The 18875-nt window shown below is 54.7% G+C and carries 20 protein-coding genes; 3 read left to right on the forward strand and 17 right to left on the reverse strand.

Annotated elements, in window-relative coordinates; translation table 11 throughout:
- Positions 1-180 precede the first annotated feature (180 nt).
- Positions 181-1818 carry an electron transfer flavoprotein-ubiquinone oxidoreductase gene (locus LG323_RS03850; protein ID WP_404420107.1) on the forward strand — a complete coding sequence of 546 codons (1638 nt, stop codon included), beginning with the start codon at positions 181-183 and terminating at the stop codon, positions 1816-1818.
- A 47-nt stretch (positions 1819-1865) separates the two neighbouring features.
- Here the strand turns inward: LG323_RS03850 and LG323_RS03855 are convergent, their stop codons facing one another.
- On the reverse strand, positions 1866-2153 hold the full coding sequence (locus LG323_RS03855) for a pyrimidine/purine nucleoside phosphorylase (protein WP_310696328.1): 288 nt from the start codon (positions 2151-2153) through the stop codon (positions 1866-1868).
- A gap of 86 nt (positions 2154-2239) precedes the next feature.
- Between LG323_RS03855 and LG323_RS03860 the strand changes: the two genes are divergently transcribed.
- Complete coding sequence (locus tag LG323_RS03860) at positions 2240-3010, forward strand: TrmH family RNA methyltransferase (RefSeq protein ID WP_404419209.1); 771 nt, start codon at positions 2240-2242, stop codon at positions 3008-3010.
- On the opposite strand, the gene LG323_RS03865 is transcribed toward LG323_RS03860, so the two are convergent.
- From LG323_RS03865 to LG323_RS03935, 15 genes are all read right to left on the reverse strand, one after another.
- Positions 2982-5243, reverse strand: a complete 2262-nt coding sequence (locus LG323_RS03865; RefSeq protein WP_404419211.1) for an ATP-dependent helicase — start codon at positions 5241-5243, stop codon at positions 2982-2984. The genes LG323_RS03860 and LG323_RS03865 overlap by 29 nt on opposite strands.
- Positions 5240-5806, reverse strand: a complete 567-nt coding sequence (locus tag LG323_RS03870) for a DUF1285 domain-containing protein (protein ID WP_404419213.1) — start codon at positions 5804-5806, stop codon at positions 5240-5242. The genes LG323_RS03865 and LG323_RS03870 overlap by 4 nt, the downstream gene beginning before the upstream one ends.
- A gap of 2 nt (positions 5807-5808) precedes the next feature.
- Complete coding sequence (locus LG323_RS03875; protein ID WP_310696334.1) at positions 5809-6486, reverse strand: TetR/AcrR family transcriptional regulator; 678 nt, start codon at positions 6484-6486, stop codon at positions 5809-5811.
- A 36-nt stretch (positions 6487-6522) separates the two neighbouring features.
- Positions 6523-7365 (reverse strand): TatD family hydrolase, encoded by an 843-nt coding sequence (locus tag LG323_RS03880; protein WP_404419215.1) that lies wholly within the window; start codon positions 7363-7365, stop codon positions 6523-6525.
- A 14-nt stretch (positions 7366-7379) separates the two neighbouring features.
- Complete coding sequence (locus LG323_RS03885; protein ID WP_310696336.1) at positions 7380-7715, reverse strand: PilZ domain-containing protein; 336 nt, start codon at positions 7713-7715, stop codon at positions 7380-7382.
- Positions 7708-8730 carry a DNA polymerase III subunit delta' gene (locus tag LG323_RS03890; RefSeq protein WP_404419217.1) on the reverse strand — a complete coding sequence of 341 codons (1023 nt, stop codon included), beginning with the start codon at positions 8728-8730 and terminating at the stop codon, positions 7708-7710. The genes LG323_RS03885 and LG323_RS03890 overlap by 8 nt, the downstream gene beginning before the upstream one ends.
- Complete coding sequence (tmk, locus tag LG323_RS03895; protein WP_404419219.1) at positions 8727-9395, reverse strand: dTMP kinase; 669 nt, start codon at positions 9393-9395, stop codon at positions 8727-8729. Before tmk ends, LG323_RS03890 begins: the two co-directional genes overlap by 4 nt.
- The gene (gene mltG / locus LG323_RS03900) at positions 9392-10456 is read right to left on the reverse strand and encodes an endolytic transglycosylase MltG (RefSeq protein WP_404419221.1); all 1065 of its coding nucleotides are present in this window, start codon (positions 10454-10456) and stop codon (positions 9392-9394) included. The genes tmk and mltG overlap by 4 nt, the downstream gene beginning before the upstream one ends.
- Before the next feature lie 12 nt (positions 10457-10468).
- Positions 10469-11314 (reverse strand): aminotransferase class IV, encoded by an 846-nt coding sequence (locus tag LG323_RS03905; RefSeq protein WP_404419223.1) that lies wholly within the window; start codon positions 11312-11314, stop codon positions 10469-10471.
- Between the two features lie 8 nt (positions 11315-11322).
- On the reverse strand, positions 11323-12561 hold the full coding sequence (gene fabF, locus LG323_RS03910; RefSeq protein ID WP_404419225.1) for a beta-ketoacyl-ACP synthase II: 1239 nt from the start codon (positions 12559-12561) through the stop codon (positions 11323-11325).
- A 188-nt stretch (positions 12562-12749) separates the two neighbouring features.
- Positions 12750-12983: an acyl carrier protein gene (acpP, locus tag LG323_RS03915; RefSeq protein ID WP_091959712.1), complete on the reverse strand. Its 234-nt coding sequence runs from the start codon at positions 12981-12983 to the stop codon at positions 12750-12752.
- Positions 12984-13118: 135 nt separating this feature from the next.
- Positions 13119-13883 carry a 3-oxoacyl-ACP reductase FabG gene (gene fabG / locus LG323_RS03920; protein ID WP_404419227.1) on the reverse strand — a complete coding sequence of 255 codons (765 nt, stop codon included), beginning with the start codon at positions 13881-13883 and terminating at the stop codon, positions 13119-13121.
- A gap of 21 nt (positions 13884-13904) precedes the next feature.
- Complete coding sequence (fabD, locus tag LG323_RS03925; RefSeq protein ID WP_404419229.1) at positions 13905-14861, reverse strand: ACP S-malonyltransferase; 957 nt, start codon at positions 14859-14861, stop codon at positions 13905-13907.
- An 86-nt stretch (positions 14862-14947) separates the two neighbouring features.
- The gene (locus tag LG323_RS03930) at positions 14948-15274 is read right to left on the reverse strand and encodes a hypothetical protein (protein WP_310696347.1); all 327 of its coding nucleotides are present in this window, start codon (positions 15272-15274) and stop codon (positions 14948-14950) included.
- A 10-nt stretch (positions 15275-15284) separates the two neighbouring features.
- Positions 15285-16010: a pseudouridine synthase gene (locus tag LG323_RS03935; RefSeq protein ID WP_310696349.1), complete on the reverse strand. Its 726-nt coding sequence runs from the start codon at positions 16008-16010 to the stop codon at positions 15285-15287.
- Between the two features lie 55 nt (positions 16011-16065).
- Here LG323_RS03935 and hisC point away from each other — a divergent pair, with 55 nt between their 5' ends.
- Positions 16066-17133 carry a histidinol-phosphate transaminase gene (gene hisC, locus LG323_RS03940; RefSeq protein WP_404419231.1) on the forward strand — a complete coding sequence of 356 codons (1068 nt, stop codon included), beginning with the start codon at positions 16066-16068 and terminating at the stop codon, positions 17131-17133.
- A gap of 77 nt (positions 17134-17210) precedes the next feature.
- Here the strand turns inward: hisC and LG323_RS03945 are convergent, their stop codons facing one another.
- Positions 17211-18845 (reverse strand): methyl-accepting chemotaxis protein, encoded by a 1635-nt coding sequence (locus tag LG323_RS03945; protein WP_404419233.1) that lies wholly within the window; start codon positions 18843-18845, stop codon positions 17211-17213.
- Positions 18846-18875: the final 30 nt, after the last annotated feature.

The following is an 18875-nucleotide window of genomic DNA, read 5'->3' on the forward strand; positions in this document are numbered from 1 at the left end:
TTTTAAGCTTATAATGCCTGTATCTTAAAAAACGGTGACAAGGCTTGACGCAACTATCTTTAAGCACTTCACTGAAGATCAGGTGTTGACCAAAAGCAAACGACCGTTTTAAATACACTCTAGCATTTCTGATAACGAAAACAACCCACTTTGAGGAGAGTTGCCGTGGAACGCGAATCTATGGAGTTTGATGTACTCATCGTCGGCGCAGGGCCTGCAGGCCTTTCCGCTGCCATCCGCCTGAAACAGCAAGCCAATGAAGCCGGACAGGAACTGGAAGTCTGTGTTGTCGAAAAAGGCTCGGAAGTGGGTGCCCATATTCTTTCCGGTGCGGTTATTGAGCCTCGCGCACTGGATGAATTGATCCCCGACTGGAAAGAAAAAGGTGCCCCACTCAATTCCCCAGTCACCAAAGACGAAGTTTACCTGCTAAGAAGCGAAACTGCAGCCAGCAAACTGCCTGGTTTTGCCGTTCCCAAAACCATGCACAACAAGGGCAACTACATCATCAGCCTGGGCAACCTGGTGCGCTGGCTGGGCGAGCAGGCTGAAGAGCTGGAAGTCAACGTTTTCCCCGGTTTTCCGGCCGCCAGCATTATTTATGGCGAAAAGCGCGAAGTCCAGGGGGTCATTACCGGTGATATGGGCATCGGTGCTGATGGCGAACCCAAAGACAGCTTTGAACCCGGAATGGAGTTACGTGCCAAGTACACCCTCTTTACCGAAGGCGTTCGTGGTCATCTGGGTAAAGAGCTAATCAGCAAATTCAAGCTGGATGAAGGCAAAGACCCTCAGCATTACGGGATTGGCATTAAAGAGCTTTGGGATATTGATCCCGACAAACACCAGCAGGGTCTGGTTGTGCACGGCTCCGGCTGGCCGCTATCCGGTGACACCGCCGGGGGTTTCTTCCTTTACCACGATGAAAACCACCAGGTGGAAGTCGGCCTGATCGTTGATCTGTCCTACAGCAACCCTCACCTGTCACCTTTTGATGAATTTCAGCGCATGAAGCATCATCCCGTGATCAAACAGTACCTGGAAGGCGGCAAACGGGTCAGCTACGGTGCCCGAGCAATCACCAAGGGGGGTTACAACTGCCTGCCCAAGATGACCTTCCCAGGCGGCCTGTTGGTCGGCTGTAATGCCGGCACCCTGAACTTTGCCAAGATCAAGGGCGTTCACACCGCCATGAAATCCGGCATGCTCGCGGCAGAAAGTGTTTTTGAAGCCATCAAGGGTGGCGATGAAGGTGGTTCCGAGCTGACCAGCTACTCCGAAAAATGGGAGAACAGCTGGGCCAATGAAGAACTCAAGAAATCCCGCAACTTCGGCCCCGCCATGCACAAGTATGGCACCTTCCTGGGTGGCGCTTTCAACTTCATCGACCAGAACATCTTTGGTGGCAACCTGCCGATCACTCTGCATGACACCAAGCCGGATTATGCCACTCTGAAACCGGCCAGCGAATGCGAGAAGATCGACTATCCCAAGCCGGACGGCAAGTTGAGCTTTGACAAGCTGTCTTCGGTCTTCCTGTCCAACGCGGTGCATGAAGAAGATCAGCCCTGCCACCTGCAACTGAAAGACCCGGAAGTGCCGATTCGCGACAACCTGCCCAAGTACGATGAGCCAGCACAGCGTTACTGCCCTGCCGGTGTCTATGAAGTGGTTGATGATGACGCGGGCAACCCCAAGTTCCAGATCAACTTCTCCAACTGCGTGCATTGCAAGACCTGTGACATCAAGGACCCAGCGCAAAACATCAACTGGGTCACACCGGAAGGCGGTGGCGGCCCCACCTACCCCAATATGTAAGCTATTTTCATCTGAAATACCAAGGAGGCCCAATGGCCTCCTTTTTTTTATTGGTCGCTGTAACGGCAGAGATAGGCCGTCTCTTCCTCCACCTTGACCTGAAATACACTGTTTGCGGGCACATTAAAGCTTTGCCCCTTGTGAAAACTGCGCAATGCCGGATCACCGGGCAAAAGCACCTGCAGGGTGCCGGACACCACGGTCATCTCCTCGTCCTTCGATGTCGAGAATTCGTACTCTCCTACAGCCATTACGCCCATCGTCAAGGGGCCATCGGCATTGGTCAGGGCTATGGATTTTACCTGACCATCAAAATACTCGTTTACTTCTAACATGGGTTGCTTCCTATCTGGAGTAAAGTTTTATTATCAACTGCCCGAGTGTTTTATACTAGCGGCTTAATGCACTTTCAGGATGCTTCATGATCAGTAAAAACCAGGCCAAGACCCTGCGCGCCCTGCACAAGAAAAAATACCGCCGTGAATACCAGCAGTTTCTGGTTGAGGGTGAAAAAAGTGTAGTGGAACTGCTGGCCTCCGGCTGGCCACTGCAGCAACTTTTTGCCAGCGAGGAGTTTTTACGGGCTCACGCCTCACTGATCGCCGATATTCCTGAAAAAGTCACCTCGGCCACGGCCAATGAGCTGACCCAACTGGGTACGCTGGTCAGCAATCAGGCTGCTCTGGCGATTGTGCAAATCCCTGAAGAGCAATCTCTGAATTGGCAGCCGGGCGAATGGCTGCTGGCTCTGGATCAAATCAATGACCCCGGAAATCTGGGCACTATTTTGCGGATTGCCGACTGGTACGGTATCCGCAAGGTCATGTGTTCACCGGGCACAGCGGATCTTTACAACCCCAAGGTGATTGCAGCCAGCAAGGGCTCCTTTTTACGGGTGCAGGTCAGCTATCAACCTCTGGAGCCTTTTTTGCAGAGCCTGCCTGAAAAGGCTTCTGTGCTGGGTGCTTTTCTGGAAGGAGAGTCGATTCACCGGCTGCAACTGGCTGATCCGGGTCAGGGGGGCGTGCTGGTCATGGGCAGTGAGGCTCAGGGCATCAGCGCAGAGGTGGCAGCTCTAATCAACCGCCAGGTGACCATTCCCGCCTTTGGCGCGGCTGAATCCCTGAATGTGGGGGTGGCCACAGCCATTCTCTGCGATAACCTCAAGCGCCTTGAAGACGCTGCAGATTAGCAACCTCTTCCTTGAGGCGCTTCAAACCGGCCTGATCAAAGCGGATATCCAGCAGGCGGCAGGGATAATCGCCCTCAACCCGCAGTAACTGGCCTTCCCCGAATTGCTGATGACTGACCCTGTCTCCTGGGCCGATCACTCCCGATTGGACCCTGGCGGGAGCAGGAGCCGATTGCGATTCTTCCTGACGCCAGGTGAACTCAGGCAAAACCTTTTTACTGACCTGCTGCCAGTAGTTTTGCAAAAGTTTGGGGTAGGCAACCGAACGCGACGGGGTTGAAGTGGCTTCACTGTCCAGATGTTCAGCCACAAACAAGGCATCCTGAATCTGGGCTTCCTGCAAAAAACGACTGCGCGGGCCACTGCCCTCACCTTCGGCCAGGACAAGATGCTGGCGGGCGCGGGTGACGGCCACATAAAAAAGCCGCCTTTCTGCTTCCTCTTCGGCCGGAGTCAGGCGACTGAAGCCGGAAGTATAGGGAAAGTCCCCTTCATTGAGGCCATAAACCCCAACCCAGTCCCATTCCAGACCCTTGGCAGCATGCACCGTGAGGATTTCCACCTGGGTGGCCTGCTGATGGGCCAGGCTGGCTGAGCCTTCCTGTTGGGCGACTTCCAACTCCTGAATCCATTCGCCCAGACCGGTTTTGCTTTGCCGGGCATAACGCCTCAGCCCTTCAATCAGGCGCAAAGCTTCATCGCCGCTTTCCTTGCTGGCTGCAGTTTTCTTCAACTGCTCCAGGGCATCGGTTTCCGTCAATACCAGATCCAGAAAAGCCTGGGGCTGTAAACTCTGAGCACGGGTTGCCAGTTTTTGCAAAAGCTTCAAACGCTTGACCAACCGCTGACGTTTGGCGGGAGGCAGCCGATCCAGGTTGGCCTCCAGATGCGCCTGACCCTGCATGCGGGCCTGCACCAGAGCCTGGCGTTCAGGATCGGTCAGATACAGGGTGGGAAAACTGAGCAACTGGTAAAAATCAGCCTGGGCCGCTGGATGCTGAAAATTGATTTTGCGCCCCGGTGCCGAATTCAAAGCCAGACGGGCATAAGCCAGCAACCCCTTGATCTGGGGACGATTGAAAATGAAATGCTGCTGACGCGCCAGCTGAAAGGGCTGATGGGCCTTGAGGAATTCCAGCTGCACCGCCAGGCTTTGTGACCAGCTGCGCACCAGAACAGCGGCTGAGCCCTGCGGATGCTGTTGTTGCCAGCCCTGGAGACTGCTTAACAACCAGGTCGCTCCCTGACCCTGCTCTATTGCTGTGGCTTGCGGCTTGACGGCCAGGGTCAGCTGGGGGGGCCTTTCTCGGTTATGCTGAATCACCTGATTGGCCGTCAGCGCCAGACTGTGGCCGAAACGAAAAGTGCCGGACAGGGGATAATCCATCACACCCTGAAAATCACGATGAAAGCGGTGCAGCATATAATCGGGACGGGCACCCCGCCATTCATAAATACACTGGTCAACATCTCCCACGGCCATCACCTGGGCCTGACCGGCCAGAGTCACCAGCAGTTCCTGTTGAACCTCATTGATGTCCTGATACTCATCGACCACCAGATAATCCAGAAAACCACTCAGGCGCTGCCTGACCTCAGGCTGTTCCTGAATCACCTGCAAAGGCCGCCAGAGCAGATCATCAAAAAACATCACCTGCTGCTCAGCCAGCAAGGTCTCCTGCTCGGCAAAAGCCTGCACAAAGTGGCCCTGAGTGCTGGGTAAACCCAGGTTTTCGGCCACTTCTTCCGGGGTTTTCAGGCCGCTTTTAACCAGGGTACAGAAACTTTTGAAGGCATCCAGGGCGTCTTCTTCCAGCCAGGGCTGGGGGTCTTCTCCCAGATTCTCGGCAAGGCGTTTCAGGGCCTGGCGGCTGAAGCTGTCCTGCATCCATTCTTCCTGGTGCAGACGCCGCTGTGACAAGAGGCCCCAGCGCACCAGGCTGGAGGTCAAACGGTGGCCCAGAGAATGAAAGGTGCGCACATCAGGCAGCGGAGACGCAGACTGGAGATCAACCGCCCTGGCCTGGAGTTTGGCCGTGAAATCCTCTTTTGCGGCCCGGTTGTACATCACCACCAAAAGGCGTTTGGCAGCTACCCCCTGGTTGAGAAGATGGATCACTCTGGCCACCAGAGTGGTGGTTTTACCGGAACCCGCCACCGCTCGCACCCGGGCATGACCCTTCTGGTGGTGGATCACTGCCTGCTGCTCCGGGGTAAAACGAATCCAACTCAAGAGAAACAACCCAGAGAAAACTCCTGACCGCAGCTGGTCAGGATCATACAGGTTTGACCGTCACCCTCTCTGGCTTCTGCCCAGTCCACCAGTTGATAATAAACCTGTGGCAGCAACCGGGCTTGCAAGCGGCCTCGAACCAACGCATAAGGGCGCGGCTCGCCGTCATCCAGTAAGCGAACTTCCAGCGGATGATCGGCATCCAGGTAAAATTCATCACTGACGTTGGTTTGCAGGCGGATCCGGGCGTCTTTGCCTTCACCTTCACGCTCGGCCAGCAAGACCAGAAAAGGGGCATCTTCCACCGCAACCGCGACCTTTTCCACGGGAGTCACCAGATAATGCTGCCCATCTTCCTCCTTGCGCAGCAGGGTGGAAAAAAGCCTCACCAAAGCCGTACGGGTGAAGGGCTGGCCTTCGTGATACCACTGGCCATTGCGATCAATGCGCAGATCAACCTCAACCTGGGTTGGTGGCTGCCATTCATCCACCGGCAAATCTGGGGTTTCACCCGTGTTTTTTTCAATACGGGTAATCAGGCCGTTCAGGGAAGCTGCAGTCATGATCAGGAATCGGTTGCTTTGGGTTTGTTGGCTTCCAGGTGTTTTTTACCACGCTGGCCGCGGTTGCCCAGGCGCACGCCGATATCCATCATAAAACGGAAGAATTCATCTTTGTCCTGAATCACATCCTGAAAGAATTCCGACTGGTAAAGCACGGCTGCACCGTGCACAAAAGCCCAGGAAGCGCAGTAATGAAAATAAGCAGGAACTTCTTCCAGATGACCTTCTTCGACACGGCCACTGATCAGGTCTGACAGGCTTTCCAGGTTCCTGGCACGAAACTGATGCAGTTCTTCGATCATTTCGGGGATGACATTGGCCTTGACCAGCTTTTCTTCCAGGCGGTTGAACAGCAGGTATTTAGCCGGTTCCTGCATGCGAAATTCAAAGTAGGCCTTGGACAGGGCTTCCTTGTTTTCAGCAATTTCCGGCAATTGAAACAGGCTCGCCATTTCACGCTCATAATCCAGCATCAGGCGCAGATAGATTTCCGCCTTGGTACTGAAGTGCTTGTAGATGGTGCCCTTGCCGATATTGACCTTTTCGGCAATCATTTCAACTGTCACCTTGTCTTCGCCCTGCTCCAGGAACAGCTCCAGGGCTGCTTCCAGAATTCGGGCTTCACGCTGTCGAAATTCCCTGACGCGGCGTGCTTGTTTTTCTACCGGTGATTCAGCCATGAATTGCTCCTCAGACTTGTGACTCAATTAGCCGTTTCAGTCAACAAGGTAATCTTCTTTATTGCTGCTGACAAGCCCGGGCGCCTGATTCCTGGCCAGAGGGAAAAGACGAAAAAAGTTTTCAGTGGTCTGGTAGGCCAGAAACTCACTATCCAGACCCCGCAAGTCAGCAATGAATTCCGCCACATCCCGCACGTAACCTGGTTCATTTTGTTGCCCGCGATGGGGCACCGGTGCCAGATAAGGGCTGTCGGTTTCCACCAGCAAACGATCCAGAGGCAAAGCTTCAGCCACCTTGCGCAGCTGTTTGGCCGAGTTGAAGGTCACAATGCCGGACAGGGAAATATAAAAACCCAGCCCCACCATCTGACGGGCAAAATCCAGGTCTTCAGTAAAGCAGTGAATGACCCCCTGCCCGCCTTTTTCGGCATAGGCTTTCAGCAATTCCAGCGTATCTTCCCTGGCTTCCCGGGTATGCACGATTACCGGTTTGTTAACCGCCAGAGCAGCATCCAGGTGCATCTGGAAGTAGTCCTTTTGCAGCTGATGATTATCCTGGTCGTAGTGATAATCCAGACCGGTTTCGCCCAGAGCCACGATGTCTTCCGCTTCCCCCAGCTTGATCAATTCTTCCAGGCTGAGAGGTTGATCCGGCTGATGCAGGGGATGCAAACCCACACTGAGGCTGACATCGGTGTAGGGTTGAATCAGCTTGCGCAGGTCATCCAACTGAAAGGGGTTGACGTTGATGCAGAGAAAGTGCCCGACCCCTCGCTGCCGCGCTTTTTCCAGCACGGCATCCAGACCGCCCTCAGGGCCTGTCGAGGTTTTCTGCAAGTCCAGCATGTCGAGATGGCAGTGGGAATCAACCAGCCACATAAATAGCGTTACCCCTAAAGAGTGTGAGTGGGTTTGTGGGTATTCAGAAGGCCAGCCAGCTGGTCTTCAATAAAGTAGCGCGGGGAGTCTTCATCTTCAGCAAAATGAATCCCGATGCCGGGTGTTTTTCGGCCCTGGGCACCCACAGGGGTACGCCAAACCATGGTGCCCACCACCTGAATAGGGTCGGGCTCATCGGCCAACTCCAGGGAAACTTGGAGGGTTTCACCCGGTGTGAAGTTGCGACTGGTGGGGATAAACAAACCACCACGCTTTAAAAAAGGCATATAGGCCGCATACAGGGCCTGCTTGTCTTTGAGCTTCAATGTCAGGGTTTTGGTTTCACTCATGGCCCAGCTCCTCGGTCAGCCTGATCAAAAGCTTTTCAATAAAAAGCTCATTGTTGGGGTTGGTCAGCAACTGATGGTGCGCCTGTTTGAATTCAGCATCCAGATTCAAGAGCTGCTGACTGGACAAAAGTTGCTGCCAGTTTCGGTACAGGGGTAATTGACGACTGTCCGCAACACCCGTTTCTCCAACCAGTTTAAGCCTTAGCGTATCAGCCAGCCAGCTTTGCAGATAGTCCAGCAGATCCTGCAGTGGAAAGTTTTTCAGACGCGCTGCCTGCTCACTGGGATCGGCGCCCCGGGTCATGGCTTCCAGGGTTTGCAACAACAGCTGGCGGGGTTCTTCCAGCTCCGGGGTCGCCAGTTTCACCGCCTGCAGGGGACGGCCTCCGGCTGCCTTGAGAAGTATCTCGGGGTTTTGTTCCTGTGTCAGCTGACAACTCAACCAGGCCTGACCGGTCGCCTGATCCGGCGGTTTGATGGGCCACTGCTGACAGCGGCTGCGCAGAGTCGCCGGTAAAGCGGAAGGTTGATCACTGACCAGAACAAACTGAGTGCGCGGCTCCGGCTCTTCCAGGGTTTTCAGGAGGGCATTGGCAGCATTGAGGTTCATGGCCTCGGCCGGCCAGATCAAGACCAGTTTATAGCCACCGCGTTGGGCACTTTGCTGAACCTGGGTATTCATGTCCCGCACCTGATCCACCTTGATGGCTTTACCGGGTGCTTCGGGTTCCAGGCTGTGCCAATCCGGGTGAAAGCCTGAGTCCAACAGCTGACAGGAAGAACAGCGTCCACAGGGTTCAGTGGCCTGTGGCTGCTCACACAGCAGGTAGTGAGCCAGAGCACGCGCCAGGGTGCGTTTACCCAGGCCGGGCAAACCGCTCAGCAGAATGGCATGCGGCAAACGCCCATCCTGCATCTGTTGCAACCATTGCCGCCAGATTTCCGCCTGCCAGGGCAGAGGCAGGGCAGGCTTCTGTTCGGCACTGGGTGAAGTTCCGGCATCCTTGAGGCTCATGGCAAATCTTCTTCCTGCCTGCTTTTCCAGGCCAAAAGTGTCGGCAACAAGGCTTCCTGCAGGTCTTGCTGAACCGCTGCCAGGGGCTGGTTGGCATTAATCACCCGAAAACGCAGCGGATTTTTCAAAGCCTGGTTCAGGTAACTGTCTCGGACTCTTTGAAAGAAAGCCTGCTGCTCCTGCTCAAAACGATCCTTCTGTTCACCACGCTGGGTTACCCGTTCAGCCGCAGCAGCCACCGGCATATCCAGAAGAAAAGTCAAATCCGGTTCCAGGTCACCCTGCACCAGTTTTTCCAACTGCTGAATAGTGGCCTCACTCTGCCCGCGACCACCCCCCTGGTAGGCATAGGTGGCATCGGTAAAACGATCACAAACCACCCAGGTTCCCTGGGCCAGAGCGGGTTTGATGACTTCATCCAGATGCTGGGCGCGGGCCGCAAACATCAGTAGCAGCTCGGTCAACTCATGGGGTGTTTCCTGGCCTTTGGCCAGAAGCAGGCTGCGAATATTTTCAGCCAGAGGCGTGCCCCCCGGCTCACGGGTTGCCAGCCAGGAGATACCGGCTGCATCCAGCTGCCGGGTAATAAATTCCAGGTTGGTGGTTTTGCCCACTCCCTCCCCACCTTCCAGGGTGATGAAACAGCCGGGTGAAGTCCTGGTCATTCTGCTGCTTCCTCTGCCGGTGCTAGGGATTCTTCAACGGGTGCTGCAGGCCAGGAGCGGTAATCTTCCTGGCGATTGCGCTGATATTCCCGAACCGCACGGTTATGTTCCTGCAAGGTGCGTGAAAACTTGTGGGTGCCATCTCCCATGGCCACAAAATACAAAGTATCGCCCTCTGCTGGATCAACACTGGCCCTCAGGGATTCCTCACCCGGCAGGGCAATGGGTGTTGGTGGCAGCCCGGAAATGGTGTAGGTGTTCCAGGGCGTGGGTTCGCGCAGATCAGAGCGGGTAATCCGACCCTGATAGCGATCACCCATGCCATAGATCACTGTCGGGTCGGTTTGCAGGCGCATGCCTTTATGCAGACGACGGGTAAACACCCCGGCAATATCCCGACGTTCATGGGGTGCGCCTGTTTCCCGTTCGACAATGGAAGCCATAATCAAGGCCTCATAAGGCGTATCGTAAGGCAGACCAACCTGACGCTCTGCCCAGACGGCTTCCAAAAGGCTGCGCATACGCTGATGCGCCACGCGCAGAATGTCCAGATCCTGCATCCCTTTATGATAGGTGTAGGTGTCTGGAAAGAACCAGCCTTCTGCCGGTTCATCGGGCATACCCACCGCCTCCATGATTTCTGCATCGCTCCAGTCACGGGTTGTAGGCTCAAGCTTTTCAGCCTGAGCCATGACTTTACGCATCTGTTGAAACGTCCAGCCTTCCAGTACAGTCAGGCGATAGGTAACGATCTCCCCTTCCTGAAGTTTCTGATAAAGCTGTGGCAGGGTGATTCCGGGTTCAATTTCATATTCCCCGGTGTGAATCGGTTCTTCCTGACTGGAAATACGCAGCCACAAGCGCATCGGCAAGGCGGAACTGATCAACCCCTCGCGCTCAAACTGATGCAGCAAACCGATAAAACTGCGTCCCTGGCCAACTTCCAGCAGTTGGGGCTCTTCAATGGCCAGAGGTTCCTGCAGTTGCTGATAAAGCCACAGCGCCAAAGCGAGAATAACGGCCAGACCCAGCGTCAAGGCAGAGAATAGGATTTTTTTCATGACTTAAGGCCCTTATGCCAAGGGAAGCCCCATTTCGGGGTGGAAGGTTTGCATCAGTGCTTTCGTTTTGGAGCCTAGTGGCCAGGTCGCCAGGAGTCCAGAAGCATCGCTCAGGGAAGTGACCGGCCAGATACCCTGCAGGCTGTTACAGACCAGCAGTTCCTCTGCGTCCTGAATCTCCTGCAGACCCGCCTCATCTTCCTCAACAACATCAAGCTTATTCAGGAGTTGTTTGCGCAACACACCGGCCAGAGCGCCGGTTTGCAGTGAAGGTGTGTGCCAGTGCCCTTTGGCATACCAGAAGACGTTACGGGCGATGCCCTCAACCAGCTGACCCTGCTGACCATAAAGCAAGGCTTCAGGGTATTTATCGGGACAGGCATCCGAAGCCAGTACCTGGCAAAGGCGGTTCAAGTGTTTGCTGGCGGTCTGAGGGCCATTGGCCGGAGAGGCCAGCCACCAGAGGTGAGCCCCCTGATAGGCTGATTCATTCAAGGGCAGGGAGCGAAGGTGCAAAACCCGATGCCAGCGTTCGCCACTGACTGAGCGGCGATAGCCCCGACCACCCGGCCCGGCCAGCAACATGACTTTCAGCATGCCTTCCTGAAGCACTTCAGCCTGGGCTTGAGCTTCCTCTTCAAGTTGTTTCCAAAAGCGTGCTGGAAGTTCCACTTTCAGGCCAGCCAGACCACCACTCAGACGTTTCAGGTGATCCGGCCAGAACAGCAACCGGCCTTGCCAGACCCGCACACTGGTAAACATGCCCTCACCGAAAGCAAGAGCCCGACTGGCCAGCAACCAGTCGAGATCCTCCGGGGAGGGTGAATGCCCGTCAATCAGTGTCCGGTTAACCAGCATAGGCTCGATCAAACCTTGCTGAAGACCAGACTGCCGTTGGTTCCACCAAAACCGAAAGAGTTGGACAGGCTGTTTTTGATGGTCATCTGGCGCGCTTCGTGGGGCACGTAATCCAGCACACAGGCTTCATCCGGGTTCTCCAGGTTGATGGTGGGCGGTGCCACCTGATCACGAATGGCCAACACCGAGAATACCGCCTCGACCGCTCCGGCAGCACCCAGCAGGTGGCCAATCATGGATTTGGTGGAGCTGACCGCCACTTGGTTGGCAGCAGTGCCCATCACCGCTTCCACGGCTTTGCTTTCAGCCACATCGCCAGCCGGTGTCGAGGTGCCATGGGCATTGATGTAATCAATTTGATCCGGGTTCATGCCACTGTCCTTGATAGCATTGCGCATGGCTGCAGCTGCACCACTGCCATCCGCCGGTGGCAGAGTCATGTGATAAGCATCATCACTCATACCAAAACCGGTCAATTCGGCATAAATGGTGGCACCGCGGGCCTTGGCGTGTTCGTACTCTTCCAGCACCATAACACCGGCCCCATCCCCCAGTACAAAGCCATCACGGTCTTTATCCCAGGGGCGGCTAGCCGCCACAGGGTCATCATTACGTGTGGAAAGAGCACGAGCCGCAGCAAAACCGCCCAGACCCAGAGGCGTACTGGCGCATTCGGCACCACCACAAATCATGGCATCGGCATCGCCATAGGCAATGGTGCGTGCCGAATAACCAATGTTGTGCGTACCAGTGGTGCAGGCGGTGGTAATGGCAATGTTCGGGCCTTTGTAGCCATAACGGATTGCCAGGTTCCCGGAAATCATGTTGATGATGGAGCCAGGCACGAAGAAAGGTGAAATCTTGCGTGGCCCACCCTTGTTCAGGGCATCATGGTTTTTCTCGATCATTGGCAGACCACCAATACCGGAACCTATGGCCGAACCGATACGATCAGCATTTGCCTCGGTGCACTCCAGGCCGGAATTTTCAATCGCCTGGATAGCTGCTGCCATGCCATATTGAATAAAGATATCCATCTTGCGGGCATCCTTGACCGACATATAATCTTCAACATTAAAATTTTTGACCTGAGCACCAAAGCGGGTGCTAAAAGCAGCAGCATCAAAATTTTCAATGGGTGCCACGCCACTTTTACCCGCCAGAATACCTTTCCAGGACTCTTCCAGGTTATTGCCCAGAGGGGTTACCAGCCCCATCCCAGTAACCACAACTCTTCTTCGTGACATGCCCCTACCTCCAAATACTCTCTAGCCGGATACCGAGCTGCAAATGAACACGGTATATACTTGTAATCGGCCTGCATTATATCCTAAAAAATGAAAAACCGCCGCACCCTGTTGAGGGTGAGGCGGTTTTCTGTGAAGCTCAGAAAAACACTCGCTGATCTTCACGGCCTGACAGTAAGCCGCAGGGCTTACTGGTGAGCGTTGACGTAGTCGACAGCTTCTTGAACAGTCGTGATTTTCTCAGCTTCTTCGTCTGGAATCTCGGTCTCGAATTCTTCTTCAAGAGCCATAACCAGCTCAACAGTGTCCAGAGAATCAGCGCCCAGGTCCTCGACGAAGGAGGAGGAGTTCTGAATTTCCTCTTCTTTAACACCCAGTTGTTCGGCGACGATCTTTTTTACGCGCTCTTCGATGGTACTCATAACGTTTGTTTGCTCCTGGTTAGAGTCTTGCCGTGCATTGATCTGAAATTGCACGGTAGTTTATAAACCGAAGTGGACTCTTGCAACCTAAATTCTTCGATTTTGATTAAAAAAGTCCACTTCGAAGAAAAGGATTTAACGCATATTCATGCCGCCATTGACATGCAGCGTCTCTCCGGTGATATAAGCAGCCGGTTCGCTGGCCAGAAAGCCAACGGCAGCAGCAATTTCTTCAGGTTGACCCAGGCGACCCAAAGGCACCTGCTTCACCAGAAATTCTTTTTGGTCTTCGGGCAATACTTCCGTCATGTCGGTGGCAATAAAACCAGGAGCCACAGCATTAACAGTGATATTACGCGAACCCACTTCGCGGGCCAGTGACCGGGTAAAGCCTTCCATTCCCGCCTTGGCAGCAGCATAGTTAGCTTGGCCCATATTGCCCATACTGGCAACCACGGAACTGATATTGATGATGCGACCCCAGCGCGCCTTGCTCATGGCACGCATACAGGCCTTGCTCATGCGGTAAACCGATTTGAGGTTGGTGTCCAGAACACTGTCCCACTCATCCTCTTTCATGCGCATCATCAGGTTGTCTTTGGTAATACCGGCATTATTCACCAGAATCACGGGGGCTGAGTAGCGTTCGGTTACCGCCTTGATAACGCTGTCTATGGAGGCGGCATCCGTCACATTCAACGCCATGCCTTCACCGCTGACACCCGCAGCCTTGAGCCCTTCGCTGATTTTCTGGGCACCGGATTCACTGGTTGCCGTGCCCACAACCGTGGCACCACGACGCCCCAACTCCAGAGCAATGGCCCGACCAATACCGCGGCTGGCACCTGTGACCAGGGCAACCTTACCCTGCAAGTCCTGAGCTGTAGCTTGTTCTGTCATTTTTCGGCTCTCACTTAATAATCAGTTGGCTTCCTGCTGGTTACGCAGCAGTTCCAGGGCGGCCTGAACCGAGTCAGGATCATTCACGGCCAGGCTTTTGGCAGGCTTGACGATGCGTTTGTTCAGGCCCACCAGAACCTTGCCGGGGCCACACTCGATGTAGGTATCCACACCCTGGGCAGCCATGAACTCGATACTTTCGATCCAGCGTACGGGACGGTACAACTGAGCCACCAGATTGTCACGCAGCTGGCTCACTTCGGTTTCCGGGGCAGCATGGACATTCTGCACAACAGGAACACGAGGCTTTTTCAGTTGGATACGGTTCAGCTCATCAGCCAGCTGCTCAGCAGCCGGGCGCATCAGTTCACAGTGTGAAGGTACGCTGACCGGCAACGGCATGGCCTTGCGTGCACCTGCAGCCTGACAGGCCGCAATGGCTCTGTCCACCGCAGCAACCGAACCGGCAATGACGATCTGGCCGGGTGCATTATAATTGACCGCTTGAACCACATCACCTTCGGCCGCTTGTACACAGGCCTTTTCAACCTGCTCTGCATCCAGGCCCAGAATGGCGGCCATGGCCCCCTGACCCTGAGGCACAGCTGCCTGCATAAACTCTCCACGGGCACGCACCAGGCGCAAACCATCGGCAAAATCCAGGGCACCACTGCAGACCAAGGCAGAATATTCACCCAGACTGTGCCCGGCCACCCACTCAGGGCGCGCACCTTCCAGCTCTTTCCAGACCCGCCAGACAGCAACACTGGCCGCCAGCAATGCAGGCTGGGTTTTGTCGGTCTGGTTCAACTGCTCAACCGGCCCTTCCTGCACCAGTTGCCACAAATCATAGCCCAGCGCCGCCGATGCTTCCTCGAAAGTTGCACGAACAACTGCGTAGCGCTCCGCCAGCTCCGAGAGCATTCCTAAGTGCTGGGAGCCCTGCCCGGGAAAGATAAATGCCAGGGTAGAAGCCATAAAGTCACCTTAATCCTATACTCAGCTCAATTATGGGCGCGCATTCTAGCATAGCCCTCACAGAAGGCTATGCCTTTTGTCTACTTTTAAGCGAGTTTTGGTTTCTGACTGTCCTTGACGTCCATGTATTCGCGCTGAATGACCGTCTCCAGAGCATTGGTCGCAGTGACCAATTCTTCAAAAATGATGCGGCGATTGCGCAATTCATTAACCCGTTCAAGGCTGGGCGCTTCACCTTCGGTGGTTTGAGCCAGATCCAGCAGCTCTTTGACATAATCAGCGCGGGCATTGGCGACCATCGTCAGCAACGGCGCCAGATCTGCCAGTGCCAATTCCGGCACCAGAGGGTTGATCACTTCCCGGTTAATTTCCTTGCGAATCCTTTCCAGCTCAATCAACAAACGCTTTTTCATAACCCTTTCCTCAATTTCCAGGTGTCTGCATGGCCTGGTGTACTTCCTGCTCAGTCAGATAACGCCAGGCACCCGCGGGCAACTCCTGGGTGTTCAAGTGAATACCGGCCACAGACTCACGATGCAAACGCACCACATGGTTCCCCAAAGCCGCAAAGATTCGCCGCACCAGGTGATAGCGGCCTTCCGTCACGGTCAGACGCACCTGGGTCGGGGTCAGCCGTTCCAGCGTGGCGGGTTGCGTGGGTTTATCCTCACCCTCCAGAAGCAGACCTTCAGCAACACGTTTTTCAGCATCCTCCTGTAAAGGTTCTGCCAACTCTGCCCAATATACCTTGTCTTTTTGGTAACGGGGTGAAGTAATTTTGTGCAGCCACTGTCCATCATCGGTCATTAACAGCAAACCTGAAGTCTCCACATCCAGGCGCCCCACCGTTTGAATCAGGTGTTTACTGGGCAGGTCCAGCAAATCCAGAACCAGGGGGTGATGACTGCTGCGTGTGGTGCATTCATAACCCAGAGGCTTATGCACCAGCAGATACCTCAGGCCGACATCCTGCAGCTCCTGATCCAGCCAGGTCACCTCATCCTGATCACCGATCTGTACCGCCGGATTTTTAACCACCTCGCCATTGACCTTAACCTCCTCCCGATGCAGGGCTTTTTTGGCCAGACTACGAGTCAAGTCGGTTGTTGCCGCCAGGAATTTATCCAGACGTTGAGTTTGTTTTGCCATAAGGTTTAAAGTAACCCCTTTCCTTTCATTAACCAGACAACCCAAGGGTTAATCTATGAGCCGTTTCTGGAGCCAACTGGTACACCAGCTGACCCCCTATGTACCGGGCGAGCAGCCCAAAATAGCAGATTTAATCAAGCTGAACACCAACGAAAGCCCCTACGGCCCTTCTCCCAAAGTCCTGGAAGCTATACACAAGGCCACCAATGACAGTCTGCGCCTGTATCCTGACCCCCAGGGTCTGGAGCTGAAAAAAGCCCTGGCAAACTACTGCAACCTGGACGCCGAAAACATTTTTGTCGGCAACGGCTCGGATGAAGTACTTGCCCTGTCTTTCCAGGCCTTCTTTCGCCAACAAACTCAACCCTTGCTCTTCCCTGACATCACTTACAGTTTTTACCCGGTCTACTGTCAGCTCTATGAAGTGGAGTATCAACAAATACCCCTGGATGAAGGCCTGAACCTTCAGCTCAAGGATTACAACCAACCCAATGGCGGCATTATCTTCCCCAACCCCAACGCCCCCACTGGCAAGGCCCTGCCTCTGAGTGATATCCGCCAGCTTCTGACCAACAACCCGGATTCAGTGGTTATGGTGGATGAAGCCTATGTTGACTTTGGCACTGAGTCCGCCGCCTGCCTGGTCAAGGAGTTCCCCAATCTACTGGTGACCCAGACTTTCTCCAAATCCTGGGCCCTGGCCGGACTTCGGGTCGGTTTTGCCGTTGGCAGCCCCGAGCTGATAGAAGGCCTCAATCGGGTCAAGGACAGCTTCAACTCCTACCCTCTGGATCGCCTGGCACTGGCAGGCGCTCAAGCGGCCCTGGAAGACCTCGACTACTACCGGAAGCTGTGCCAGCAAATCATCGACTCCCGCGAAGAGCTGACCCGGCAACTGGAGGAACTGGGCTTTCAGGTAGAACCCTCCAAAGCCAACTTTGTTTTTGCCCGCACCCCTGATGGCGTGGATGCCACCCAACTGACTGCGCAGCTGCGTGAAAAAGCCCTGTTGGTTCGTCATTTCAGCAAGCCTCGAATTGACCAGTATCTGCGCATCACCCTGGGCACCCAAGAGCAAAATCAAAAGCTGGTACAAACCCTGAAAAACCTTTTGCAGACTTAATTCCCGCCCGAAGTGTAAAAAACCGCCCTGTGCAAAAAGCACCCAGGGCGGTTTTTTTGTAAGCGGGCTGAGCTCTGTCACTCCGGTGTGTAGCCCACCCGGAAGCCACCCCAGTGCTTGCCACGAATATAGATGGGCACCGAGAGGTCATGCACCACCTCACCGGTATCACGCTTGTAGGTCTGCACCAGAAGCTTATGGGTGTTGCTGGCACAGCGGCTGCCGGTCGGGTCCTGAAAAATCCGTTTACTGCGGCTTTTGACCAGATCCACCTGTGGATCCCCTGTGGGGTCATGGGCATAGGCATCGTTGTGCGTAGGCACATAACCATGACGGTCAAATGCAATGGCATAGGAAAAACCACCGGGAAAAGCCTTGCGTAGCGGCTCCTGAAGAGGCGGCAAGACCTCATCCGTGAAGCGGTCAAATTCGGTGTGATACTTGACCGGATCGGTATCGGGAATCGCCTGAAAGTCGGGTTCAAAAAGACTTGATTCTGAAAACTGGCCTTTCTGAAGCGCTTCTTCCAGCAACTCACCCACCTGGTCGGCCGCAGTACGCGCCAACTGATAAGCCTGTTGGTGGCGTGAATCCACCCGCTGAACGGCCAGATCCCCATTGATGGCTTCCGCATTCCCCATCAGATCCAGAGCCTGATCCGCCAGGTCGTGCATATCCTGGTTGCCTTCCGTGATCTGGCCCGTCAATTCCACCAGAGCACCGGCAATTTGCTGGACATGATCGTGGCTTTCGCCCACGGCTGAGGCAATAGAGTTGATCTGCTGCCCCACTTCATCAAACTGACCGGCCATGGAAGCCATCCGACCTCCAACCTCTTCCACCGAGGAAGCACCTCCAGCCACCTGCTTCATCAGGTGGCCGATATTATCCACGACCTCATGGGTGCTTTTCTGAATTTCATGAACGATCTCTTCCACCTGGCGAGTGGATTCCGAGGTGCGACTGGCCAGACTGCGCACCTCATCAGCAACCACCGCAAAGCCACGGCCATGCTCACCGGCACGCGCCGCTTCAATCGCCGCATTCAGAGCCAGCAGGTTGGTTTGCTCGGCAATGCCTTCAATAACCTGGGTGACCTGCTGAATACTGGAGCTTTTTTCATTCAAAAGCTCGATCAGATCCAGTGCCTGTTCCGAACGACTGGAAAGGTCGCGCATATCCGTCATCAGATCCGAGAGGGCATCCCGGCTCTGAAAACTGTTGTCCCTGGCTGAACCTGCCATTTCAGCAACATTGTTGGCATTCACGGATACCTGCTCAATGGCCACGGAAATGGACTCCATCGTACTGGAAATGTCCGATACCTTGGATTCCTGCCAATCCAGGCGCTTATCCATGGTGTCCGCATGGTGGGAGACTTCAGCCGTGGAGATAGCCGTGCGACTGGCCGTCTGTGCCAACTTGCTGGCCATTTTCTTGAGAGACAAGTAATCCGCTTCAGCAGGCTGCATATCCTCGGCGGACAGGCTTAAAAGCTCCTGGCCGTCCGCTTGATAAATCCGCTCCAGATCCTTTACCCCGGTATTTTTAACCGCACCCTGGGCTGCCGCAGGCCAGGACAGCAAAGCCCCGCCCAGCAGCAGGCTGGCAGCAGCCAATCCGACCCAGATGATCTGATCACCACCTGACCAAAAAAGCCCCAAGGATAAGAGCAAAAACAGCCACCCAAGCAACTTGAGTGCATTCTTCATTCACCACCCCTTTTCATTTATTATTATTGT

Source organism: Marinospirillum sp., assembly GCF_044810985.1.
Lineage (GTDB): Bacteria > Pseudomonadota > Gammaproteobacteria > Pseudomonadales > Halomonadaceae > Marinospirillum.